General features: G+C 57.7%; 22 protein-coding genes. 19 read left to right on the top strand and 3 right to left on the bottom strand.

Going from position 1 to position 24,256, the window contains the following annotated elements; all coding sequences use genetic code 11:
- Positions 1 to 402: 402 nt before the first annotated feature.
- From mraZ to mutT, 19 genes are all read left to right on the top strand, one after another.
- A complete protein-coding gene (gene mraZ / locus K5R89_RS04240; RefSeq protein WP_004204327.1) occupies positions 403 to 861 on the top strand; it encodes a division/cell wall cluster transcriptional repressor MraZ in 459 nt (152 codons plus the stop codon).
- 2 nt (positions 862 to 863) lie between these two features.
- Positions 864 to 1,805, top strand: a complete 942-nt coding sequence (gene rsmH, locus K5R89_RS04235) for a 16S rRNA (cytosine(1402)-N(4))-methyltransferase RsmH (protein WP_004204328.1) — start codon at positions 864 to 866, stop codon at positions 1,803 to 1,805.
- On the top strand, positions 1,802 to 2,167 hold the full coding sequence (gene ftsL / locus K5R89_RS04230; RefSeq protein ID WP_002888550.1) for a cell division protein FtsL: 366 nt from the start codon (positions 1,802 to 1,804) through the stop codon (positions 2,165 to 2,167). The genes rsmH and ftsL overlap by 4 nt, the downstream gene beginning before the upstream one ends.
- 15 nt (positions 2,168 to 2,182) lie before the next feature.
- On the top strand, positions 2,183 to 3,949 hold the full coding sequence (locus tag K5R89_RS04225) for a peptidoglycan glycosyltransferase FtsI (RefSeq protein ID WP_023291977.1): 1,767 nt from the start codon (positions 2,183 to 2,185) through the stop codon (positions 3,947 to 3,949).
- A complete protein-coding gene (murE, locus tag K5R89_RS04220; protein ID WP_023291978.1) occupies positions 3,936 to 5,423 on the top strand; it encodes a UDP-N-acetylmuramoyl-L-alanyl-D-glutamate--2,6-diaminopimelate ligase in 1,488 nt (495 codons plus the stop codon). Before K5R89_RS04225 ends, murE begins: the two co-directional genes overlap by 14 nt.
- Complete coding sequence (gene murF, locus K5R89_RS04215; RefSeq protein ID WP_217219903.1) at positions 5,420 to 6,778, top strand: UDP-N-acetylmuramoyl-tripeptide--D-alanyl-D-alanine ligase; 1,359 nt, start codon at positions 5,420 to 5,422, stop codon at positions 6,776 to 6,778. Before murE ends, murF begins: the two co-directional genes overlap by 4 nt.
- Positions 6,772 to 7,854, top strand: a complete 1,083-nt coding sequence (mraY, locus tag K5R89_RS04210) for a phospho-N-acetylmuramoyl-pentapeptide-transferase (RefSeq protein ID WP_004204335.1) — start codon at positions 6,772 to 6,774, stop codon at positions 7,852 to 7,854. The genes murF and mraY overlap by 7 nt, the downstream gene beginning before the upstream one ends.
- Positions 7,855 to 7,856: 2 nt before the next feature.
- Positions 7,857 to 9,173 carry a UDP-N-acetylmuramoyl-L-alanine--D-glutamate ligase gene (gene murD / locus K5R89_RS04205; RefSeq protein WP_023291980.1) on the top strand — a complete coding sequence of 439 codons (1,317 nt, stop codon included), beginning with the start codon at positions 7,857 to 7,859 and terminating at the stop codon, positions 9,171 to 9,173.
- On the top strand, positions 9,173 to 10,447 hold the full coding sequence (ftsW, locus tag K5R89_RS04200) for a cell division protein FtsW (RefSeq protein WP_004204337.1): 1,275 nt from the start codon (positions 9,173 to 9,175) through the stop codon (positions 10,445 to 10,447). The genes murD and ftsW overlap by 1 nt, the downstream gene beginning before the upstream one ends.
- Positions 10,444 to 11,514, top strand: coding sequence for an undecaprenyldiphospho-muramoylpentapeptide beta-N-acetylglucosaminyltransferase (gene murG / locus K5R89_RS04195; RefSeq protein WP_032429099.1), 1,071 nt, complete (start codon positions 10,444 to 10,446; stop codon positions 11,512 to 11,514). Before ftsW ends, murG begins: the two co-directional genes overlap by 4 nt.
- Positions 11,515 to 11,561: 47 nt before the next feature.
- Positions 11,562 to 13,037, top strand: coding sequence for a UDP-N-acetylmuramate--L-alanine ligase (gene murC, locus K5R89_RS04190; protein ID WP_023291982.1), 1,476 nt, complete (start codon positions 11,562 to 11,564; stop codon positions 13,035 to 13,037).
- The gene (locus K5R89_RS04185) at positions 13,030 to 13,950 is read left to right on the top strand and encodes a D-alanine--D-alanine ligase (RefSeq protein ID WP_023291983.1); all 921 of its coding nucleotides are present in this window, start codon (positions 13,030 to 13,032) and stop codon (positions 13,948 to 13,950) included. The genes murC and K5R89_RS04185 overlap by 8 nt, the downstream gene beginning before the upstream one ends.
- A 1-nt stretch (position 13,951) precedes the next feature.
- Positions 13,952 to 14,782: a cell division protein FtsQ gene (ftsQ, locus tag K5R89_RS04180; RefSeq protein ID WP_004204342.1), complete on the top strand. Its 831-nt coding sequence runs from the start codon at positions 13,952 to 13,954 to the stop codon at positions 14,780 to 14,782.
- Positions 14,779 to 16,041, top strand: coding sequence for a cell division protein FtsA (gene ftsA / locus K5R89_RS04175; RefSeq protein WP_004204343.1), 1,263 nt, complete (start codon positions 14,779 to 14,781; stop codon positions 16,039 to 16,041). Before ftsQ ends, ftsA begins: the two co-directional genes overlap by 4 nt.
- 62 nt (positions 16,042 to 16,103) lie before the next feature.
- Complete coding sequence (ftsZ, locus tag K5R89_RS04170) at positions 16,104 to 17,255, top strand: cell division protein FtsZ (RefSeq protein WP_002888628.1); 1,152 nt, start codon at positions 16,104 to 16,106, stop codon at positions 17,253 to 17,255.
- Positions 17,256 to 17,355: 100 nt separating this feature from the next.
- Positions 17,356 to 18,273, top strand: coding sequence for a UDP-3-O-acyl-N-acetylglucosamine deacetylase (gene lpxC, locus K5R89_RS04165; RefSeq protein ID WP_002888632.1), 918 nt, complete (start codon positions 17,356 to 17,358; stop codon positions 18,271 to 18,273).
- A gap of 323 nt (positions 18,274 to 18,596) precedes the next feature.
- Positions 18,597 to 19,094 (top strand): secA translation cis-regulator SecM, encoded by a 498-nt coding sequence (gene secM, locus K5R89_RS04160; protein ID WP_196531386.1) that lies wholly within the window; start codon positions 18,597 to 18,599, stop codon positions 19,092 to 19,094.
- Between the two features lie 62 nt (positions 19,095 to 19,156).
- The gene (secA, locus tag K5R89_RS04155; protein ID WP_217219902.1) at positions 19,157 to 21,862 is read left to right on the top strand and encodes a preprotein translocase subunit SecA; all 2,706 of its coding nucleotides are present in this window, start codon (positions 19,157 to 19,159) and stop codon (positions 21,860 to 21,862) included.
- 58 nt (positions 21,863 to 21,920) lie between these two features.
- Positions 21,921 to 22,313 (top strand): 8-oxo-dGTP diphosphatase MutT, encoded by a 393-nt coding sequence (gene mutT / locus K5R89_RS04150; RefSeq protein ID WP_004204347.1) that lies wholly within the window; start codon positions 21,921 to 21,923, stop codon positions 22,311 to 22,313.
- 51 nt (positions 22,314 to 22,364) lie between these two features.
- Here mutT and yacG read toward each other — a convergent pair whose 3' ends face one another.
- The 3 genes from yacG to coaE are packed head-to-tail and all read right to left on the bottom strand — an operon-like array spanning position 22,365 to position 23,932.
- Positions 22,365 to 22,559 (bottom strand): DNA gyrase inhibitor YacG, encoded by a 195-nt coding sequence (gene yacG, locus K5R89_RS04145; RefSeq protein ID WP_004204348.1) that lies wholly within the window; start codon positions 22,557 to 22,559, stop codon positions 22,365 to 22,367.
- Positions 22,560 to 22,568: 9 nt separating this feature from the next.
- The gene (gene zapD, locus K5R89_RS04140) at positions 22,569 to 23,312 is read right to left on the bottom strand and encodes a cell division protein ZapD (RefSeq protein ID WP_017901182.1); all 744 of its coding nucleotides are present in this window, start codon (positions 23,310 to 23,312) and stop codon (positions 22,569 to 22,571) included.
- Positions 23,312 to 23,932, bottom strand: a complete 621-nt coding sequence (coaE, locus tag K5R89_RS04135) for a dephospho-CoA kinase (protein ID WP_087827533.1) — start codon at positions 23,930 to 23,932, stop codon at positions 23,312 to 23,314. Before coaE ends, zapD begins: the two co-directional genes overlap by 1 nt.
- Positions 23,933 to 24,256: the final 324 nt, after the last annotated feature.

Genomic DNA, 24,256 nt, shown 5'->3' with positions numbered 1-24,256 from the left:
GTTAATTGCTGAATTAACACCCATTTTGTTAGCCCCAACCTTTCTCTCCTGCCTTATCCCGCGCCTGGTCAGCCCTTCAGCCAGCAACAGGTACTGTTAACGGCCGGCATAATGGCCTAAAATGCCGCTCGCGTCGCAAACTGACACTTTATATTTTCCCGCCGAAGATATTTTGATGTTTATAACTGTTACGAGTTTGTTGGTTATTTTCTTACACGTATTCATAACGTTAATTTGCCTCGCCTGTTGATGATTTTTTCATCAGGGCTAATGTCGGCTGTAAATAATGGGTTTTTGAGCTCCGTTGGCATTCGTGCTGGCTTGACAAGCTTTTCCTCCGCTCCGTAAACTCCTTGTGGTGGGAATTTGTGGGATAAAGTGGCGAAAAGGGGTGAGGCTGGCATGTTCCGTGGAGCAACGTTAGTCAATCTCGACAGCAAAGGCCGCCTGGCCGTGCCAACGCGCTATCGCGATGGGCTGATCGAGGACGCTGCCGGTCAATTGGTATGCACCATTGACATTCATCACCCGTGCCTGCTGCTTTATCCATTGCCTGAATGGGAAGTCATCGAGCAGAAATTGTCGCGTTTATCGAGCATGAATCCCGTTGAGCGGCGCGTACAGCGTTTGCTTCTGGGTCATGCCAGCGAATGTCAGATGGATAATGCCGGTCGCTTGCTGATAGCGCCGGTGTTACGGCAGCATGCCGGGCTGACAAAAGAAGTGATGCTGGTCGGGCAGTTTAATAAATTTGAACTGTGGGACGAAACGACCTGGTATCAACGGGTCAAGGAAGATATCGACGCTGAGCAGTCCGCGACCGGTGAACTGTCGGAGCGCCTGCAGGATTTGTCTTTATAAAAATGATGGAAAATTTTAAACACACTACGGTACTTCTGGATGAAGCCGTCAACGGCCTCAATATTCGTCCAGACGGTATCTATATTGATGGTACCTTTGGTCGCGGCGGTCACTCGCGCCTGATCCTCTCCCAACTGGGAGCGGAAGGACGCTTGCTGGCAATCGATCGCGATCCTCAGGCGATTGCCGTCGCGCAAACCATCGATGATCCCCGCTTTTCCATCGTACATGGTCCATTTTCACAGCTTGCTGAGTACGTCGGCGAGCGCAATCTTACCGGTAAGATCGACGGCATTCTGCTCGATCTTGGCGTCTCTTCCCCGCAGCTTGACGATGCGGAACGCGGCTTTTCCTTTATGCGCGACGGGCCGCTGGATATGCGCATGGATCCGACGCGCGGTCAGTCCGCGGCTGAATGGCTGCAGACCGCTGAAGAAGCGGATATCGCCTGGGTGATTAAAACCTTCGGCGAAGAGCGTTTCGGTAAACGGATCGCCCGCGCGATCGTCGAACGTAATCGCATTGCACCGATGACCCGCACCAAAGAGCTGGCGGAGGTCATCGCCGCGGCTATGCCGGTAAAAGATAAGCACAAACATCCCGCGACCCGTACCTTCCAGGCGGTGCGCATTTGGGTAAACAGTGAACTGGAGGAGATAGAGCAGGCGCTAAAAAGCTCGCTCAGCGTGCTGGCCCCGGGCGGGCGGCTGTCGATCATTAGTTTTCATTCGCTGGAAGATCGCATTGTAAAGCGCTTTATGCGTGAGCAAAGCCGCGGTCCGCAGGTTCCGGCGGGAATACCGATGACCGAATCGCAGCTCAAAAAACTGGGCGGCCGTGAGTTACGAGCACTAGGCAAGTTGATGCCGGGCGAAGAAGAGGTGGCAGAGAATCCACGTGCCCGTAGTTCAGTGCTGCGTATCGCAGAGAGGACGAACGCATGATCGGCAGAGTGACAGAGGCCTTAAGCAAAGTTAAAGGGTCGATTGGAAGCAACGAGCGCCATGCTTTGCCTGGCGTGATCGGGGACGACCTTCTGCGGTTTGGGAAACTGCCACTCTGCCTGTTCATTTGCATCATTATTACGGCGATTACCGTGGTCACCACCGCGCACCACACGCGCCTGTTGACCGCGCAGCGTGAACAACTGGTTCTGGAACGCGACGCCCTGGACATTGAGTGGCGCAACCTGATCCTCGAAGAGAACGCGCTCGGCGATCACAGTCGGGTTGAACGGATTGCGACCGAGAAGTTGCAGATGCAACACGTCGATCCATCACAAGAAAATATCGTTGTACAGAAATAAGGATTATTGCGACGGATGAAAGCAGCGCCAAAAACGCCAAAAGCAAAACGTCAGGAAGAACAGGCCAACTTTATCAGTTGGCGTTTTGCGTTGCTGTGCGGCTGCATTCTGCTGGCGCTGACTTTCCTGCTGGGACGCGTTGCCTGGCTACAGGTGGTCAGCCCGGATATGCTGGTGCGTCAGGGCGATATGCGTTCCCTGCGCGTACAGGAAGTGTCCACCGCGCGCGGGATGATTACCGACCGCTCCGGACGTCCGCTGGCGGTCAGCGTGCCGGTGAAAGCTATCTGGGCCGATCCGAAAGAACTCCATGATGCCGGCGGGGTAACCCTGGATACGCGCTGGAAGGCGCTGGCGGATGCCCTCAATATGCCGCTGGATCAACTGGCGACGCGTATCAATACCAATCCGCGGATGCGTTTCATCTATCTGGCGCGTCAGGTTAACCCTGACATGGCCGACTACATCAAAAAACTGAAGCTGCCGGGCATTCATCTGCGTGAAGAATCCCGTCGTTACTACCCTTCCGGGGAAGTGACCGCTCACCTCATCGGTTTTACCAACGTCGACAGCCAGGGGATTGAAGGGGTCGAAAAAAGCTTTGATAAATGGCTCACCGGCCAGCCGGGCGAGCGTATCGTGCGTAAAGACCGCTATGGCCGGGTAATTGAAGACATCTCTTCCACCGACAGCCAGGCGGCGCACAACCTGGCGCTGAGTATCGACGAGCGTCTGCAGGCGCTGGTCTATCGTGAGCTGAACAACGCCGTGGCCTTTAACAAAGCCGAGTCCGGCAGCGCGGTGTTAGTGGACGTGAACACCGGCGAAGTGCTGGCGATGGCCAACAGCCCGTCCTACAACCCAAACAACTTCGCCGGCACGGCGAAAGACACCATGCGTAACCGCGCCATCACCGACGTCTTCGAACCCGGTTCGACGGTGAAGCCGATGGTGGTGATGACGGCGCTGCAGCGCGGTATCGTCAACGAAAATACCGTGCTCAATACCGTGCCTTATCGAATTAACGGCCACGAAATTAAAGACGTGGCGCGCTACAGCGAATTGACCCTGACCGGGGTGCTACAGAAGTCGAGTAACGTCGGTGTTTCTAAGCTGGCGTTAGCGATGCCGTCCTCAGCGTTAGTAGATACTTACTCACGTTTTGGGCTTGGAAAGGCGACCAATTTGGGGTTGGTCGGAGAACGCAGTGGCTTATATCCTCAAAAACAACGGTGGTCTGACATAGAGAGGGCCACCTTTTCTTTCGGCTACGGGCTAATGGTAACCCCGTTACAGTTAGCGCGAGTCTACGCAACGATTGGCAGCTACGGCATCTATCGCCCGCTGTCGATTACCAAAGTTGATCCACCGGTTCCGGGCGAGCGTGTCTTCCCGGAATCACTCGTTCGTACCGTCGTTCATATGATGGAAAGCGTGGCGCTGCCCGGCGGCGGCGGCGTGAAAGCGGCGATCAAAGGCTATCGCATCGCGATTAAAACCGGTACGGCGAAAAAAGTGGGGCCGGATGGCCGCTATATCAACAAATATATTGCTTACACCGCAGGCGTTGCGCCCGCCAGCCATCCGCGCTTTGCGCTGGTGGTGGTGATCAACGACCCGCAGGCAGGTAAATACTACGGTGGCGCCGTTTCCGCGCCGGTGTTCGGTGCCATCATGGGCGGCGTATTGCGCACCATGAACATCGAACCGGATGCGCTGGCAACGGGCGAAAAAAGTGAATTTGTAATTAATCAAGGCGAGGGAACAGGTGGCAGATCGTAATTTGCGCGACCTTCTCGCTCCATGGGTGCCAAACGCACCGGAGCGCATTCTGCGAGAGATGACGCTGGACAGCCGGGTGGCGGCTTCCGGCGATCTCTTTATCGCGGTACAGGGTCATCAGGCGGACGGGCGTCGTTATATCCCGCAGGCGATAGCGCAAGGTGTGGCTGCCATTATTGCTGAAGCGCAGGGCGAAGCGAAAGACGGTGAGATCCGTGAAATGCACGGCGTGCCGGTTATCTACCTGAGCCAGCTTAACGAACGTTTATCGGCGCTGGCCGGGCGTTTTTATCATCAGCCGTCGCAGCAGCTGCGTCTGGTGGGCGTGACCGGTACCAACGGCAAAACCACCACCACCCAGCTTCTGGCGCAATGGGCGAAACTGCTTGGCGAAACCAGCGCGGTGATGGGGACCGTCGGCAACGGGCTGCTGGATAAAGTAGTGCCGAGCGAAAACACCACCGGCTCTGCGGTCGATGTTCAGCACGTGCTTTCCGGCCTGGTCGAGCAGGGGGCAACCTTCGGCGCGATGGAAGTCTCTTCCCACGGGCTGGTGCAGCACCGCGTGGCGGCCGTGCAGTTTGCCGCCTCGGTATTTACCAACCTGAGCCGCGACCACCTCGACTACCATGGCGATATGGCGCACTACGAAGCGGCGAAATGGCTGCTGTACTCCACCCACCATTGCGGCCAGGCCATCGTCAACGCTGACGATGAAGTCGGTCGTCGCTGGCTGGCGAAGCTACCGGACGCGGTGGCGGTGTCGATGGAAGATCATATCAATCCGAACTGCCACGGCCGCTGGCTGAAGGCCACCGCGGTCAACTATCACGACAGCGGCGCCACCATCCAGTTTGACTCCAGCTGGGGCAACGGTGAAATCGAAAGTCGCCTGATGGGCGCCTTTAACGTCAGCAACCTGCTGCTGGCGCTGGCCACGCTGCTGGCTCTGGGCTATCCGCTGGCCGATCTGCTGAAAACGGCGGCTCGTTTACAGCCGGTATGCGGCCGTATGGAAGTGTTCAGCGCGCCCGGTAAACCGGCCGTGGTGGTGGATTATGCCCATACGCCTGACGCGCTGGAAAAAGCGCTGCAGGCCGCGCGCCTGCACTGCAGCGGCAAGCTGTGGTGCGTCTTCGGCTGCGGCGGAGACCGCGACAAAGGCAAGCGTCCGCTGATGGGGGCGATTGCTGAAGAGTTCGCCGATATCGTGGTCGTCACTGACGACAACCCGCGTACCGAAGAGCCGCGGGCGATTATCAACGATATTCTGGCCGGCATGCTCGATGCAGGTCATGCAAAAGTGATGGAAGGCCGTGCGGAAGCGGTCACCAACGCCGTGATGCAGGCGCAGGAGAACGACGTGGTGCTGGTGGCGGGTAAAGGCCATGAAGATTACCAGATCGTCGGCAACCGTCGTCTGGATTATTCCGACCGCGTCACCGTCGCGCGTCTGCTGGGAGCGGTAGCATGATTCGCTTTACGTTAAGCCAGCTCGCCGCGATCGCTCATGGCGAACGGCAGGGTAGCGATATCGCTATCGACGAGGTGACCACCGACACCCGTAAAATCACGGCGGGCTGCCTGTTTGTGGCGCTGAAAGGCGAGCGTTTCGACGCCCATGATTTTGCCGAACAGGCGAAAGCGGCAGGCGCCGGCGCGCTGCTGGTGAGCCGTCCGCTACCCTGCGATCTCCCGCAGGTGATCGTGAAAGATACCCGGCAGGCTTTCGGCGAGTTGGCCGCCTGGGTACGTCAGCAGGTGCCGACCCGCGTCGTCGCCCTGACCGGCTCGTCCGGTAAAACCTCGGTCAAAGAGATGACCGCGGCGATCCTCAGCCAGTGCGGCAACACGCTGTATACCGCCGGCAACCTGAACAACGATATCGGCGTGCCGATGACCCTGCTGCGTCTGACCAAAGAACATCAGTACGCGGTGATTGAGCTTGGCGCCAACCACCAGGGCGAAATCGCGTGGACCGTCAGCCTGACGCGTCCGGAAGCGGCGCTGGTCAACAACCTTGCCGCCGCGCACCTTGAAGGTTTTGGCTCGCTGGCGGGCGTGGCGAAGGCGAAGGGCGAAATCTATACCGGTCTGCCGGAAAACGGCATCGCCATTCTCAATGCCGACAACAACGACTGGCTGAACTGGCAGGCGGTGATTGGCGATCGCAAAGTGTGGCGCTTCTCGCCGAACGCGGCCAACAGCGATTTCACCGCGACTAACGTGCAGATCACCAGCCACGGCACCGAATTTACGCTGCAGACCCCAACCGGCAACGTTGACATACTGCTGCCGCTGCCGGGACGCCACAACATCGCTAACGCGCTGGCGGCGACCTCGCTGGCGATGGCGGTAGGCGCCGATCTGGCGGCGGTGAAAGCCGGTCTGGCGCAGCTGAAGGCCGTTCCGGGACGTCTGTTCCCGATCCGCCTGACCGAGAGCCAGCTGCTGCTGGATGACTCCTATAACGCTAACGTCGGTTCGATGACCGCGGCGGTGCAGGTGCTGTCAGAGATGCCCGGCTTCCGGACGATGGTGGTCGGCGATATGGCGGAGCTTGGCGCGGAAAGCGCGGCTTGCCATCGTGAAGTCGGCGAAGCGGCGAAAGCGGCAGGGCTGGATTGCGTTCTCAGCGTCGGCGCCTTGAGCGCGGATATCAGCCGCGCCAGCGGCGTGGGCGAACATTTTAACGATAAAGCCGCCGTGGTGGCTCGCCTGCGCGAGCTGCTGGCGGAGCATAAGATAATGACCATTTTAGTGAAGGGTTCACGTAGTGCCGCCATGGAAGAGGTAGTACGCGCATTACAGGAGACTGGGACATGTTAGTATGGCTGGCCGAACATTTGGTCAAATATTATTCCGGCTTTAACGTCTTTTCGTATTTGACGTTTCGCGCCATCGTCAGCCTGCTGACCGCGCTGTTCATCTCTCTGTGGATGGGCCCGCGCATGATCGCCCGTCTGCAAAAACTCTCCTTCGGCCAGGTGGTTCGTAACGACGGTCCGGAGTCCCACTTCAGCAAACGCGGCACGCCGACCATGGGGGGGATCATGATCCTCACTGCGATCACCGTCTCCGTTCTGCTGTGGGCTTACCCCTCCAACCCGTACGTCTGGTGCGTGCTGACGGTATTAATCGGCTACGGGATCATCGGCTTCGTTGATGACTACCGTAAAGTGGTGCGCAAAGACACCAAAGGCCTGATCGCCCGCTGGAAGTATTTCTGGATGTCGGTGATCGCGCTGGGCGTGGCGTTCGCGCTCTATCTGGCCGGGAAAGACACCCCGGCGACCGAGCTGGTGGTGCCGTTCTTTAAAGACGTCATGCCGCAGCTGGGGCTGTTCTATATCCTGCTGGCCTACTTCGTGATTGTCGGCACCGGTAATGCGGTTAACCTGACCGACGGTCTCGACGGCCTGGCGATCATGCCCACCGTCTTCGTCGCGGCGGGTTTTGCGCTGGTGGCGTGGGCGACCGGTAACATGAATTTCGCCAACTACCTGCACATCCCCTATCTGCGCCACGCCGGCGAACTGGTGATCGTCTGTACGGCGATCGTCGGCGCGGGGCTGGGCTTTCTGTGGTTTAACACCTATCCGGCGCAGGTCTTTATGGGCGACGTCGGTTCGCTGGCGCTCGGCGGCGCGCTGGGCATTATCGCCGTGCTGCTGCGTCAGGAATTCCTGCTGGTGATTATGGGCGGCGTTTTCGTGGTGGAGACCCTGTCGGTGATCCTGCAGGTCGGCTCCTTTAAGCTGCGCGGTCAGCGTATCTTCCGCATGGCGCCGATCCACCACCACTATGAACTGAAAGGCTGGCCGGAGCCGCGCGTTATCGTGCGCTTCTGGATTATTTCGCTGATGCTGGTGCTGATTGGCCTGGCGACGCTGAAGGTACGTTAATCATGGCAGATTATCAGGGTAAAAAAGTCGTCATTATTGGGCTGGGCATGACCGGCCTGTCATGCGTGGACTTTTTCATGGCGCGCGGCGTAACCCCGCGCGTGATGGACACCCGCGTCGCGCCTCCCGGGCTGGATAAATTGCCTGAATCGGTCGAATGTCATGTCGGCGGCCTCAATGATACCTGGCTGCTGGCGGCGGATCTGATTGTCGCCAGTCCCGGCATCGCGCTGGCTCATCCTTCGTTGAGCGCGGCGGCGGACGCTGGCGTAGAGATCGTTGGCGATATCGAACTGTTCTGCCGCGAAGCGCAGGCGCCGATCATCGCCATTACCGGCTCGAACGGCAAAAGCACCGTCACCACCCTGGTGGGCGAGATGGCGAAAGCGGCCGGGGTTAACGTCGGCGTGGGCGGCAATATCGGCCTGCCGGCGCTGATGCTGCTGGATACCGATCGTGAGCTGTATGTCCTGGAGCTCTCCAGCTTCCAGCTGGAAACCACCTCCAGCCTGCAGGCGGTGGCGGCAACCATCCTCAACGTGACTGAGGACCATATGGACCGCTACCCGCTGGGGCTGCAGCAGTATCGCGCGGCGAAGCTGCGGATTTACGAGAATGCGAAGACCTGCGTGGTCAACGCGGACGATGCGCTCACCATGCCGGTACGCGGCGCGGACGATCGCTGCATCAGCTTTGGCGTCGATGTCGGTGACTACCACCTTAACCGTCAGCAGGGCGAGACCTGGCTGCGCGTTAAAGGTGAGAAAGTCCTCAATGTAAAAGAGATGTCTATCACGGGTCAGCATAACTACAGCAACGCCCTGGCGGCGCTGGCGCTGGCCGATGCCGCGGGCCTGCCGCGTGCCAGCAGCCTGAAGGCGCTGACCACCTTTACCGGCCTGGCGCATCGCTTCCAGCTGGTGCTGGATCACAACGGCGTGCGCTGGATTAACGACTCGAAGGCAACCAACGTCGGCAGTACCGAGGCGGCGCTGAACGGCCTGCAGCTTGATGGCACGCTGTATCTGCTGCTGGGCGGCGACGGCAAGTCCGCTGATTTCACCCCGCTGAAGCGCTACCTTGGCGGCGATCGTATCCGCCTGTACTGCTTTGGTCGCGACGGCGCCGAGCTCGCCGAGCTGCGTCCTGAGGTGGCGGTACAAACTGAAACCATGGAACAGGCGATGCGTCAGATTGCGCCCCTGGTGAAAGCGGGCGACATGGTTCTCCTGTCGCCGGCCTGCGCCAGCCTGGATCAGTTTAAGAACTTTGAACAACGGGGCGAGATGTTTGCCCGCCTGGCGAAGGAGTTAGGTTGATGCGTTTCTCTCTCCCACGCCTGAGAATGCCGCAACTGAGCTTGCCTCGGTTGAGACTGCCGCGACTGCCGGGGATGTTTATCTTCGCCTGGCTGTTCGCCGCGCTGAAAGGCTGGGTGATGGGCTCGCGCCCAAAAGATAACGACAGTCTGGTGATGTATGACCGGATGCTGCTGTGGCTGACCTTCGGCCTGGCGGCGATCGGCTTTATTATGGTGACCTCGGCGTCAATGCCGGTGGGGCAGCGTCTGGCGAACGATCCTTTCCTCTTCGCCAAGCGTGACGGCCTGTACATTGTGCTGGCCTTTGTCCTCGCGCTGGTGACGCTGCGACTGCCGATGGATTTCTGGCAGCGCCACAGTACCGCGATGCTGATCGCCTCGATCGTCATGCTGCTGATCGTGCTGGTGGTGGGTAGCTCGGTAAACGGTGCATCGCGCTGGATCGCCCTCGGTCCGCTGCGCATTCAGCCGGCGGAGTTCACCAAGCTGTCGCTGTTCTGCTACATCGCCAACTATCTGGTGCGTAAAGCTGATGAAGTGCGCAACAACCTGCGCGGCTTCTTAAAACCGATGGGCGTGATTTTCGTGCTGGCGATCCTGCTGCTGGCGCAGCCTGACCTCGGTACGGTGGTGGTGCTGTTCGTCACCACGCTGGCGATGCTGTTCCTCGCCGGCGCCAAGCTGTGGCAGTTCATCGCCATTATCGGCATGGGCATCTCGGCGGTGGTCCTGTTGATCCTCGCCGAACCGTACCGTATTCGCCGCGTGACCTCCTTCTGGAACCCGTGGGAAGACCCGTTCGGCAGCGGCTACCAGCTGACCCAGTCGCTGATGGCCTTTGGCCGCGGCGAGATGTGGGGGCAGGGACTCGGTAACTCGGTGCAAAAACTGGAGTATTTGCCGGAAGCGCACACTGACTTTATCTTCGCCATCATCGGCGAAGAACTCGGTTATATCGGTGTGGTACTGGCGCTTTTAATGGTATTCTTCGTCGCTTTCCGCGCCATGTCGATTGGCCGAAAAGCGCTGGAGATCGATCATCGCTTCTCCGGCTTCCTCGCCTGTGCGATTGGTATCTGGTTTAGCTTCCAGGCGTTAGTTAACGTCGGGGCGGCGGCGGGGATGCTGCCGACGAAAGGTCTGACGCTGCCGCTGATCAGTTATGGTGGTTCCAGTCTGCTGATTATGTCGACGGCCATCATGTTGTTGTTGCGAATTGATTATGAAACGCGTCTGGAAAAAGCCCAGGCGTTTACACGGGGTGTTCGATGAGCGGTCAGGAAAAGCGGTTGATGGTGATGGCGGGCGGTACCGGCGGGCATGTGTTCCCGGGACTGGCGGTCGCGCACCATCTAATGGACCAGGGCTGGCAGGTTCGCTGGCTGGGTACCGCCGATCGTATGGAAGCGGATTTAGTGCCGAAAAACGGCATCGAGATTGATTTTATCCGTATCTCCGGCCTGCGTGGCAAAGGGATTAAAGCACAGCTGCTGGCGCCGGTGCGGATCTTCAACGCCTGGCGTCAGGCGCGGGCGATCATGAAGCGTTTCCAGCCGGACGTGGTGCTGGGCATGGGCGGCTATGTGTCCGGGCCTGGCGGTCTGGCGGCGTGGTCGCTGGGGATCCCGGTGGTCCTCCACGAGCAAAACGGCATTGCCGGCCTGACCAACAAGTGGCTGGCGAAGATTGCGAAGAAAGTGATGCAGGCATTTCCCGGCGCCTTTCCGCATGCGGACGTGGTCGGGAATCCGGTGCGCACCGATGTGCTGGCGCTGCCGCTGCCGGGGCAGCGTCTGGTGGGCCGTCAGGGGCCGATTCGCGTGCTGGTGGTCGGTGGCTCTCAGGGCGCGCGCGTCCTGAACCAGACCATGCCGCAGGTGGCGGCGAAGCTCGGCGATACGGTGACCATCTGGCATCAGAGCGGTAAAGGCGGCCAGCAAACCGTGCAGCAGGCCTATGCCGCCGCGGGGCAGCCGCAGCATAAAGTGACGGAATTTATTGATGATATGGCCGCGGCGTATGCCTGGGCAGATGTCGTGGTTTGCCGTTCCGGCGCGCTGACGGTTAGCGAAATCGCGGCCGCGGGCTTACCGGCGCTGTTTGTACCGTTCCAGCACAAAGATCGTCAGCAGTACTGGAATGCGCTGCCGCTGGAGAAAGCCGGCGCGGCGAAAATTCTCGAACAGCCGGCGTTCACGGTAGAGGCGGTAGCCTCTACTCTGGCGAGCTGGGATCGGGAAACCTTGCTGGATATGGCGGAACGAGCGCGTGGCGCTTCGATTCCGGACGCTACCGAGCGGGTAGCAGAAGAGGTCAGCGCCGTAGCTTTGGCGCGCTAATTGCGGTGATTTTCACCGCCCGAATACAGAAGTTGATGGCGTAAAGAATGAATACACAAGATTTGGCAAAACTGCGTTCCATAGTGCCCGAGATGCGTCGCGTCCGGCACATTCACTTTGTCGGCATCGGCGGTGCCGGTATGGGCGGTATTGCCGAAGTGTTGGCTAATGAAGGTTACCAGATCAGCGGCTCCGACCTGGCGCCGAATCCGGTGACCCAGCAGCTGTCGCAGCTTGGCGCCACCATTTATTTCAACCATCGCCCGGAAAACGTGCGCGATGCCAGCGTTGTGGTCGTTTCCAGCGCGATTTCTGCGGATAACCCGGAAATCGTCGCCGCGCACGAAGCGCGCATCCCGGTGATCCGCCGTGCGGAAATGCTGGCGGAGCTGATGCGCTTCCGTCACGGGATCGCGATTGCCGGAACTCACGGCAAAACCACCACCACCGCGATGGTGTCCAGTATTTACGCCGAAGCCGGGCTGGACCCGACCTTCGTCAACGGCGGGTTGGTGAAAGCGGCGGGCGTGCATGCCCGTCTCGGCCATAGCCGTTACCTGATTGCGGAAGCGGATGAGAGCGATGCGTCGTTCCTGCATCTGCAGCCGATGGTCGCGATTGTGACCAACATCGAAGCCGACCATATGGATACCTACCATGGCGACTTCGAAAATCTGAAGCAGACCTTTATTAATTTCCTGCACAACCTGCCGTTCTACGGACGCGCGGTAATGTGCGTGGACGATCCGGTTATTCGTGAACTGCTGCCGCGCGTTGGCCGGCAGATCACCACCTACGGTTTCAGCGACGACGCCGACGTTCGCGTAGAAGACTACCGTCAGGTTGGGGCGCAGGGGCATTTCCGCCTGGTGCGTCAGGATAAAGAACTGCTGCAGGTGACACTCAATGCCCCGGGACGCCATAACGCGCTGAACGCGGCGGCGGCTGTCGCCGTGGCGACGGAAGAGGGGATTGACGATCAGGCGATCCTGCGCGCGCTGGAAAGCTTCCAGGGTACCGGTCGTCGCTTCGACTTTCTTGGCGAATATCCGCTGACGGAAGTCAACGGCAAAGCGGGCAGTGCGATGCTGATCGATGACTACGGTCACCACCCGACGGAAGTCGACGCCACTATCAAAGCGGCGCGTGCCGGCTGGCCGGATAAAAATCTGGTGATGGTATTCCAGCCGCACCGTTATACCCGTACTCGCGATCTGTACGATGATTTCGCCAACGTGCTGACCCAGGTCGATGCGCTGCTGATGCTCGATGTCTACCCGGCAGGCGAAGCGCCGATCCCGGGCGCCGACAGCCGCTCGCTGTGCCGTACGATCCGTGGTCGCGGTAAAGTCGACCCGATTCTGGTATCCGACCCGGCGCAGGCCGCGGCAATGCTGGCGTCGGTGCTGACCGGCAACGATTTAGTGCTGGTGCAAGGTGCCGGAAACATTGGAAAAATCGCCCGTCACCTGGCTGAAATCAAACTGATCCCGCAAAAAACGGAGGAGGAGCGCCATGGCTGATAAAATCGCGGTGCTTTTCGGTGGAACCTCCGCTGAACGTGAAGTGTCGCTGAATTCAGGCGCCGCGGTGCTGGCCGGGCTGCGTGAAGCCGGGGTGGATGCCCATCCGGTTGACCCGCGCGATGTCGATATTACCCAGTTGAAAAAGCTGGGCTTTAAGAAAGCGTTTATTGCACTCCACGGCCGCGGCGGGGAAGATGGCACGCTGCAGGGGCTGTTGGATCTGATCCAGCTGCCTTATACCGGCAGCGGCGTGATGGCTTCGGCGATTTCAATGGATAAACTGCGCAGCAAATGGCTGTGGCAGGGGGCCGGATTACCGGTCGCGCCGTGGGTGGCGCTGACCCGCGCCCAGTTTAGCGCCGGATTATCTGCTGATGTCGAACAGCAGATTGCGGCGCTGGGTCTGCCGCTCATCATCAAGCCCAGCCGCGAAGGCTCCAGCGTTGGGATGTCGAAAGTCAGCGAAAGCTGTGATTTAGCGAGTGCACTCGCGCTGGCTTTTCAGCATGATGATGAAGTTTTGGTCGAAAAATGGCTCAGTGGGCCGGAATTTACCGTCGCCATCGTCGGTGAAGAAATTTTACCATCAATACGTATCCAGGCGGCTGGAACCTTCTATGATTATGAGGCGAAGTATCTCTCTGATGAGACGCAATATTTCTGCCCAGGATTGGAAGATCCAGCGCGTGAGTCAGTCATTCAGAGCCTGGTGCTTAAAGCCTGGAATGTTCTGGGTTGCAAAGGCTGGGGCCGTATTGACGTGATGCTGGACAGCGATGGCCAGTTTTATCTGCTGGAAGCGAATACTTCCCCGGGCATGACCAGCCATAGCCTTGTACCGATGGCGGCGCGTCAGGCAGGAATGAGCTTCTCCCAGCTTGTTGTACGAATTCTGGACCTGGCGGGGTGATATGTCGCAGGCTGCGCTGAATACGCGGAACCATGAAGAGGACGTTTCTTCTTCGCGTCGGAGTAATGGAACGCGGCTGGCAGGGATCGTTTTCCTGCTGGCGGTGCTGTTTACCGTGCTGGTCAGCGGGTGGATGGTTCTTGGCTGGATGGAAGACGCGCAGCGTTTACCGCTGTCGAAGATGGTGGTGACCGGCGAGCGTCACTATACGCGCAATGATGACATCCGCCAGGCGATCCTGGCGCTGGGTTCGCCGGGCACCTTTATGACTCAGGATGTGAACATCATTCAGAGTCAGATTGAACGTCTGCCATGGATTAAGCAGGCGAGCGTCCGAAAGCAGTGGCCCGATGAATTGAAGATTCATCTGGTTGAATATGTGCCGATTGCACGCTGGAATGATCAACATATGGTGGATGCAGAAGGAAATGCCTTCAGCGTGCCGGCGGATCGCACCAGCAAACAGAATTTACCGATGTTATATGGCCCGGAAGGCAGCGAGAACGAAGTGCTGCAAGGGTACCGTGACATGGGGCAGGTGCTGGCAAAGGATAAATTCACGTTGAAAGTGGCGGCAATGACCGCCCGTCGTTCCTGGCAGTTGACGCTTAATAATGACATTAAGCTCAACCTTGGCCGTGGCGACACCATGAAACGGCTTCAGCGCTTTATGGAACTCTACCCGGTTCTTCAGCAGCAGGCGCAGACCGACGGCAAACGGATTAGCTACGTTGATTTGCGTTATGACTCGGGTGCGGCAGTGGGCTGGGTACCTGCTCCCGCAGAGGAAACTAATCAACAACAGAATCAGGCACAGGCAGAACAACAATGATCAAGGCGACGGACAGAAAACTGGTAGTTGGACTGGAGATTGGCACCGCCAAGGTGGCCGCTTTAGTAGGGGAAGTTCTGCCCGACGGCATGATTAATATCATCGGCGTGGGCAGTTGCCCATCGCGTGGTATGGATAAAGGCGGTGTGAACGACCTCGAGTCGGTGGTGAAATGCGTACAGCGCGCCATCGACCAGGCCGAACTGATGGCGGATTGCCAGATTTCATCAGTTTATTTGGCTCTTTCGGGTAAACATATAAGCTGTCAGAATGAAATCGGGATGGTACCGATTTCTGAAGAAGAAGTGACGCTGGACGACGTCGAGAACGTGGTCCATACCGCGAAGTCGGTTCGCGTACGCGATGAGCATCGCGTCCTGCACGTGATTCCGCAGGAATATGCCATTGACTACCAGGAAGGGATAAAAAACCCGGTAGGGCTGTCCGGCGTGCGTATGCAGGCGAAGGTACATCTGATTACCTGCCATAACGATATGGCGAAAAACATTGTTAAAGCGGTGGAACGTTGTGGTCTGAAAGTTGACCAACTTATTTTCGCCGGTTTAGCGGCCAGTTATTCCGTATTAACAGAAGACGAACGTGAGCTGGGCGTCTGCGTGGTGGATATTGGCGGTGGTACAATGGATATCGCCGTCTATACCGGCGGCGCGCTGCGTCACACCAAAGTGATCCCGTACGCGGGCAACGTGGTGACCAGCGATATCGCCTATGCATTCGGTACGCCGCCGAGCGACGCCGAAGCCATTAAGGTTCGTCACGGTTGCGCGTTGGGTTCCATCGTCGGTAAAGACGAAAACGTCGAAGTACCGAGCGTAGGCGGACGGCCGCCGCGTAGCCTGCAGCGTCAGACGCTGGCTGAGGTGATTGAACCGCGCTATACCGAACTGCTTAATCTGGTCAATGAAGAGATCCTGCAGCTGCAGGAACAGCTCCGCCAGCAGGGGGTTAAACACCATCTGGCGGCGGGGATTGTGTTAACCGGCGGCGCGGCGCAAATTGAAGGTCTGGCGGCCTGTGCGCAGCGCGTGTTCCATACTCAGGTGCGCATTGGCGCGCCGCTGAACATCACCGGTTTAACGGACTATGCCCAGGAGCCGTATTATTCGACGGCGGTGGGGCTGCTGCACTACGGAAAAGAGTCACATCTGAGTGGTGAAGCGGAAGTCGAAAAACGCGTGACGGCGTCGGTGGGCTCGTGGATTAAGCGACTCAACAGCTGGCTGCGAAAAGAGTTTTAATTTTTTAAGAGAACGCAGACAATTAGCGTTCTCAGGCGACAGGCACAAAACGGAGAGAAACTATGTTTGAACCTATGGAACTGACCAACGACGCGGTGATTAAAGTCATCGGCGTCGGTGGCGGCGGCGGTAATGCCGTTGAACACATGGTGCGCGAGCGCATTGAAGGTGTTGAATTCTTCGCGGTGAACACCGATGCGCAGGCGCTGCGTAAAACGGCTGTTGGCCAGACTATCCAGATCGGTAGCGGTATTACTAAAGGTCTGGGCGCTGGCGCGAACCCGGAAGTCGGCCGTAATGCGGCGGACGAAGACCGTGAAGCGCTGCGCGCGGCCCTTGATGGCGCAGACATGGTGTTCATCGCGGCAGGCATGGGCGGCGGTACCGGTACCGGCGCGGCGCCTGTTGTTGCCGAAGTGGCTAAGGATCTGGGGATCCTCACCGTTGCGGTGGTCACTAAGCCGTTTAATTTTGAAGGCAAGAAGCGCATGGCGTTTGCTGAGCAGGGGATCACCGAGCTGTCCAAGCACGTTGACTCACTGATCACCATCCCGAACGACAAGCTGCTGAAAGTACTTGGCCGCGGCATTTCTCTGCTTGACGCGTTCGGCGCGGCAAACGACGTCCTCAAAGGCGCGGTGCAGGGTATCGCCGAACTGATCACCCGTCCGGGCCTGATGAACGTCGACTTCGCGGACGTCCGTACCGTGATGTCAGAAATGGGCTACGCGATGATGGGCTCCGGCGTGGCGAGCGGTGAAGACCGTGCGGAAGAAGCGGCTGAAATGGCTATCTCTTCTCCGCTGCTGGAAGATATCGACCTGTCCGGCGCGCGCGGCGTGCTGGTTAACATCACCGCGGGCTTCGACCTGCGTCTGGATGAGTTCGAAACCGTGGGTAACACCATCCGCGCATTTGCTTCGGATAACGCCACCGTGGTTATCGGTACCTCTCTGGACCCGGATATGAACGACGAACTGCGCGTCACCGTAGTGGCGACCGGTATCGGCATGGACAAGCGTCCGGAAATTACCCTGGTGACCAACAAACAGGTTCAGCAGCCGGTGATGGATCGCTACCAGCAGCACGGTATGTCCCCGCTGACGCAAGAGCAGAAGCCGGCGGCAAAAGTGGTGAACGACAATACGCCGCAAACCGCGAAAGAGCCGGATTATCTGGATATCCCAGCCTTCCTGCGTAAGCAAGCCGATTAAGAATCGACTGGAAGTTGGGCATCTGCGCTCTTTGTGCTAAACTGGCCTCCCGATAGTGGTGTACACTTCGGTTGGATAGGTAAATTGGCGAGATTATACGATGATCAAACAAAGGACTCTTAAACGTATCGTTCAGGCGACTGGTGTCGGTTTGCATACCGGCAAGAAAGTCACACTGACGTTACGCCCTGCGCCGGCAAATACCGGGGTCATCTATCGTCGCACCGACTTGAATCCACCGGTAGATTTTCCGGCTGATGCCAAATCTGTGCGTGATACCATGCTCTGTACTTGCCTGGTTAATGAGCATGACGTGCGGATTTCTACGGTTGAACACCTGAACGCCGCATTGGCTGGCCTGGGTATCGACAACATTATTGTTGAAGTCGATGCACCGGAAATCCCGATTATGGACGGCAGTGCGGCTCCGTTCGTTTATTTGTTGCTGGACGCCGGCATCGATGAACTGAACTGCGCCAAGAAATTTGTACGTATCAAAGAGACGGTTCGCGTCGAAGATGGCGACAAATGGGCTGAATTCAAACCGTACAATGGTTTTTCGCTGGATTTCACCATCGATTTTAACCATCCGGCGATTGATGCCAGCACCCAGCGCTATACGCTGAACTTCTCGGCCGATGCGTTCATGCGTCAGATTAGTCGTGCGCGTACCTTCGGTTTCATGCGCGATATCGAATATCTGCAGTCCCGCGGCCTGTGCCTGGGCGGCAGCTTCGATTGTGCCATCGTTGTTGACGATTATCGCGTACTGAACGAAGACGGTCTGCGCTTTGAAGACGAATTTGTTCGCCACAAAATGCTGGATGCGATCGGTGACCTGTTTATGTGTGGTCACAACATTATCGGCGCATTCACGGCGTACAAATCGGGTCACGCGTTGAATAACAAACTGCTGCAGGCTGTTCTGGCAAAACAGGAAGCCTGGGAGTATGTGACCTTCGAAGACGACGCAAAACTGCCAATGGCGTTCCGCGCACCGTCGATGGTTTTGGCGTAAGCCTGACCATTCAGTAAATTCGACTGGTAACCTGGTACTCTCTCCGACCAGGGAACCAGTCGTTTTTCTTTTATAGCCTCTTCCCGTTATTTTTCGCTGCGATTTCTGGGTAATAATTAGCGCGCGTTCGCTGCTTTATTAAGCGTTTTCCCCGGGCAACAGCCTTCATTCATGCTGCCTCAGCGCGCTATTAATGTTAGTATTTGAGCGCAAAATTATTTCTCCGGGTTGCTTTACCCCGTGGACATCAGGTTGTCCTGCGAAAAACGTTAATAAAGAGACAGCCTGAACGACAACGGGTATACCAAAGAAAGGTAATGAACGTGAGTGGATTGCTGACGCGCTGGCGACAGTTTGGCAGACGGTATTTTTGGCCGCATCTCCTGTTGGGGATGGTCGCGGCCAGCCTCGGCCTGCCTGCGCTAAGCAACGGCCATGAGACCGCGACGCCAGCGAAGGCGACCGCCAGCAACCATAATCCGAGCAAAGTTAATTTCTCCCAGCTGGCGCTGCTGGAGACGAATCGCCGGCCAAACTTTACCGTCGACTACTGGCATCAGCACGCCATTCGCACCGTTATTCGTCATCTCTCTTTCGCCATGGCGCCGCAGGCCTTGCCGGTGGCGGAAGAAGCGTCCCCGCTGCAGGCGCAGCATCTGGCGCTGCTCGACACGCTCAGCGCGCTGCTGACGCAGGACAGCACGCCGCCGGTGGTGTTCCGCCAGGCGGCGTATATCCCTTCCTCATATTCTGCCTTCCGCGTCAGCGCCTGGATAAGCCAGGTGGCGGGGATCCGCGCAGGGCCTCAACGTCTCAGCTGAAAATAACCACGGACTTTCCTATTTTTTGTGACTCCGCACCGCGGGGCGTTTGAGATTTTATTATGCTTATTAAAATGTTAACCAAGGTTTTCGGCAGCCGTAACGACCGTACGCTGCGTCGTATGCGCAAAGTCGTCAATATCATCAACGGTATGGAACCGGCGATGGAAAAACTCTCTGATGACGAGCTGAAAGCGAAAACCGCTGAATTCCGCGCGCGCCTGGAAAAAGGCGAAGTGCTGGAAAACCTGATCCCTGAAGCTTTCGCCGTCGTTCGCGAAGCGAGTAAGCGCGTGTTCGGCATGCGTCACTTCGACGTCCAGCTGCTGGGCGGTATGGTGCTTAACGATCGCTGCATCGCCGAGATGCGTACCGGTGAAGGTAAAACCCTGACCGCGACCCTGCCGGCCTACCTCAACGCGCTGACCGGCAAAGGCGTTCACGTGGTGACCGTCAACGACTATCTGGCCCAGCGTGACGCCGAAAATAACCGCCCGCTGTTCGAATTCCTCGGCATGACCGTTGGCATCAACATGTCCGGCCTGCCGGCGCCGGCGAAGCGTGAAGCCTACGCTGCCGATATCACCTATGGCACCAACAACGAATACGGCTTCGATTACCTGCGCGACAACATGGCCTTCAGCCCGGAAGAGCGCGTTCAGCGTAAACTGCACTATGCGCTGGTGGATGAGGTGGACTCCATCCTGATCGATGAGGCGCGTACCCCGCTGATCATTTCCGGCCCGGCGGAAGACAGCTCTGAAATGTACCGCAAGGTCAACAAGATCATTCCACACCTGATCCGTCAGGAAAAAGAGGATTCGGACACCTTCACCGGCGAAGGCCACTTCTCGGTGGATGAAAAAGCGCGTCAGGTTAACCTGACCGAACGCGGTCTGGTGCTGATTGAAGAGCTGCTGGTACAGGAAGGCATTATGGATGAAGGTGAGTCCCTGTACTCCCCGACCAACATTATGCTGATGCACCACGTCACCGCCGCGCTGCGCGCCCATGCGCTGTTCACCCGCGACGTTGACTACATCGTTAAAGATGGTGAAGTTATCATCGTTGATGAGCACACTGGCCGTACGATGCAGGGCCGCCGCTGGTCCGATGGCCTGCACCAGGCCGTTGAGGCCAAAGAGGGCGTGGAGATCCAGAACGAGAACCAGACCCTGGCCTCTATCACCTTCCAGAACTATTTCCGTCTGTATGAGAAACTGGCGGGGATGACCGGTACCGCCGATACTGAAGCCTTTGAATTCAGCTCCATCTATAAGCTGGATACCGTGGTTGTCCCGACCAACCGTCCGATGATCCGTAAAGACATGGCGGATCTGGTCTATATGACCGAAGCGGAAAAAATTCAGGCGATTATCGAAGATATTAAAACCCGTACCGCAGCCGGTCAGCCGGTGTTGGTGGGGACAATCTCGATCGAGAAATCGGAAGTGGTTTCCCGTGAGCTGACCAAAGCCGGCATTAAGCACAACGTTCTGAACGCCAAGTTCCACGCCAGCGAAGCGGACATCGTCGCCCAGGCAGGCTATCCTTCCGCGGTGACCATCGCTACCAACATGGCGGGCCGTGGTACCGATATTATGCTCGGCGGTAGCTGGCAGGCGGAAGTCGCGGCGCTGGAAAACCCAACGCCTGAGCTGATTGAACAAATCAAAGCCGACTGGCAGGTGCGCCACGATGCGGTACTGGCCGCAGGCGGCCTGCACATCATCGGTACCGAGCGTCATGAATCACGCCGTATCGATAACCAGCTGCGCGGCCGTGCCGGTCGTCAGGGGGATGCCGGTTCTTCCCGCTTCTACCTGTCGATGGAAGATGCCCTGATGCGTATCTTCGCCTCCGATCGCGTATCCGGCATGATGCGTAAACTGGGGATGAAACCCGGCGAAGCCATTGAGCACCCCTGGGTCACCAAGGCTATCGCTAACGCACAGCGTAAAGTCGAGAGCCGTAACTTCGATATTCGTAAGCAGCTGCTGGAATATGATGATGTGGCCAACGACCAGCGCCGGGCAATTTACACCCAGCGTAACGAACTGCTGGACGTGTCTGACGTCAGCGAAACCATCAACAGCATCCGCGAAGACGTGTTTAAGGCGACTATCGATGCCCATATTCCGCCGCAGTCGCTGGAGGAAATGTGGGATATCGAAGGCCTGCAGGAGCGTCTGAAAAACGACTTCGACCTCGACCTGCCAATCAAAGAGTGGCTGGATAAAGAGCCGGAGCTGCATGAAGAGACCCTGCGCGAACGTATTCTGCAGAGCGCGGTAGAAACCTACCAGCGTAAAGAAGAAGTGGTCGGCGCCGAAATGATGCGCCACTTCGAGAAAGGCGTGATGCTGCAGACCCTGGATTCGCTGTGGAAAGAACACCTGGCGGCGATGGACTACCTGCGCCAGGGTATCCACCTGCGCGGCTATGCGCAGAAAGATCCGAAGCAGGAGTACAAGCGCGAATCGTTCTCTATGTTTGCCGCGATGCTGGAGTCACTGAAGTATGAAGTGATCAGCACCCTGAGCAAAGTGCAGGTGCGGATGCCGGAAGAAGTCGAGGCGATGGAGCAGCAGCGTCGTGAAGAGGCCGAGCGCCTGGCGCAGATGCAGCAGCTCAGCCATCAGAGCGATGATGAAGCCGCTGCACAGGATCTGGCGGCGCAAACCGGCGAACGTAAAGTGGGGCGTAACGATCCCTGCCCGTGCGGTTCCGGTAAAAAATACAAACAGTGCCATGGCCGTCTGAGCTAAGGGCTGATAAAAAAAACAAAGGCGCAGAGTTCTGCGCCTTTTTTATGGAGCTGATTCAATGAAAAAACTGCAAATCGCCGTAGGGATAATTCGCAATCCAGAAGGCGACATCTTTATTACCCAGCGCGCCGCCGATGCCCATATGGCGAATAAACTGGAGTTCCCGGGCGGGAAGATTGAATCTGCTGAAACGCCAGAGCAGGCGTTGATCCGCGAGCTACAGGAAGAGGTGGGGATTACGGTCACCACGTTTTCACTATTTGATAAGCTGGAGTATCAGTTCCCCGATCGCCACATTACGCTGTGGTTTTTCCTCGTGGAAAGCTGGGAAGGCGAGCCCTGGGGCAAAGAGGGGCAGCCGGGACAGTGGATGGCGCGGCAGGCGCTGGATCCGGCGGCGTTTCCCCCGGCTAATGAACCGGTTATCCGCAAACTTATCGCCCAGGGCTGAGCCCCGGGCCGGGAGGCTAACCCAACAGGCGTGGGTTAGCGTGCCGTCAAATCAGGGCTGCTGCTCGCTCCAGTCATCGCTATCGGAGAGATCGCCCGCGCTGGGGATGCGCTTCTCCTCTGCTGCCCATTCTCCCAAATCGATCAGCTGGCAGCGCTTGCTGCAGAACGGACGATAGGGGCTTTGTTCGCCCCATACCACATTTTTGCCGCAGGTCGGACAATTGACGATAGTCTCTTCTGACATGTTATCTCCTTAACAGCAGGCCAGTTCAAAATCAAAGCGCTCCGGCACGATCCCATACTCACTGTCCAGCGGCAGGAAGCGGATGGCGAAACGGCTCTTATGGCCGGAGATCTGCGGATAAAGCTGGTGGGCCAGATCGAGACGCAGGCGCAGCAGATCGGCATCTTCGCCATTATCCTGATAAAAGCCATTGAGGCTGGTCTGTTTGCGAAACTGCCCGGAGTTACGGATCAGATCGAGGATCAGGCTCAGGGACTGGACCAAAGGATCGAGGCTGGCAAGCCAGCTGGCCACCTGCTCGTCACGATGCGCCTGCGGCATATGGAGCCAGATATGCAGGGTCGGTAAATCGAAGCTGCAGCAGCCTCCAGGGATACTCAGACGCTGACGCACTAGCGCAATCAGGCGATCTTCACGCAGAAACTGACCAATGCGCGGCGCGGCCATCAGGGTGCTGGAAGACTGCTTGAGCTGCTGGCGCAGCGCGTTAATGCGCTCCTGATCGACTCCCGGCACTTCTGCCCAGGACTGGAGCTTACGCTGCTGGCGCTCCAGCTCTTTGACCAGATCGGTACGCACCTCGCCGCGCTCCAGGACATCCAGCAGATCGCCGGCGTTACGGAAAAAATGGAGCGCATCGGCATGGCTGGCAATCATCGGATGGAAAGCCATCTGCTGGATCAGAAATTCGATGCGCAGCCAGGTGCGCATTTTCTCATTAAGAGGATGTTCAAACAGAACGGGGGTATGCATTACGAGTTTTCCTGTGAGGCGGCCTGCGATGCCAGCGTTAAGTACTTTTCGTGCAGGCGGGCAACATCCGATGCCACTGCATCCGGCGTGCCAGTGTTTTCAATAACATCGTCCGCGACGGCCAGGCGCTGCTCGCGCGTGGCCTGGGCGGCAAGAATATGTTCAGCATGTTCGCGGCTGACCTTATCGCGCAGCATGGTGCGTTCGATTTGCGTCTCTTTTGGCACATCGACGACCAGGACGCGATCGGCCTGGCTGGACAGGCGGTTTTCGACCAGCAAAGGTACGACCCAGAGGAGATAAGGGGAGGTGGCGGCCTGCATCTGGCGGCGCGTTTCCTGCTGAATTAGCGGATGCAACAGCGCGTTGAGCCAGGCTTTTTCCTCCACCTGAGCAAAAATTTTTTCCCGCAGCAGACGGCGGTTTAGCGTGCCGTCGGGCGCGATCATCTGTGGCCCGAAGTGGCCGGCAATGGTCTGGAGCGCCGGGGTGCCGGGTTCGACCACCTGGCGGGCGATAACATCGGCATCGATAACGTTAATCCCGAGCTGCGCGAAGGCGTCGGCAACCGTACTTTTACCGCTGCCAATCCCGCCTGTTAACGCGACTGTGTACCCCATATCTTCTGACCCTGAAACGGATTGCTCGTATTTTTTGGTATTCAGACAGCGAGGACGGGCAGTATGCCGGAGAGGCGACAGCGATCTTGTCGTGATGGCCCCGTGCCAACCGGGAGCGCCGTCCGCTATTCTGTTTATTTTAATCAAGCAAATCAAATGGTTAAAAATAATACACTGGCGGGTGGAGACATAAGCGTTTTTTTCTCCATTCACCAGGTAAATTTATACGATTGTAGCGTAAAAAAAGTGAAAATCGCAGTCTTGCGCGGGCCTGATTCGTGCGTATGATAACGTCACTGGAGTTGTGCTCTTACATTAATGCCA

Origin of the sequence: Klebsiella sp. TF21-TM (assembly GCF_019753495.1) — a bacterium.
Taxonomy (GTDB): domain Bacteria; phylum Pseudomonadota; class Gammaproteobacteria; order Enterobacterales; family Enterobacteriaceae; genus Klebsiella; species Klebsiella quasipneumoniae.
The sequence above is the reverse complement of the archived record's forward strand: the minus strand, read 5'-3'. Positions and strand labels throughout refer to the sequence as shown.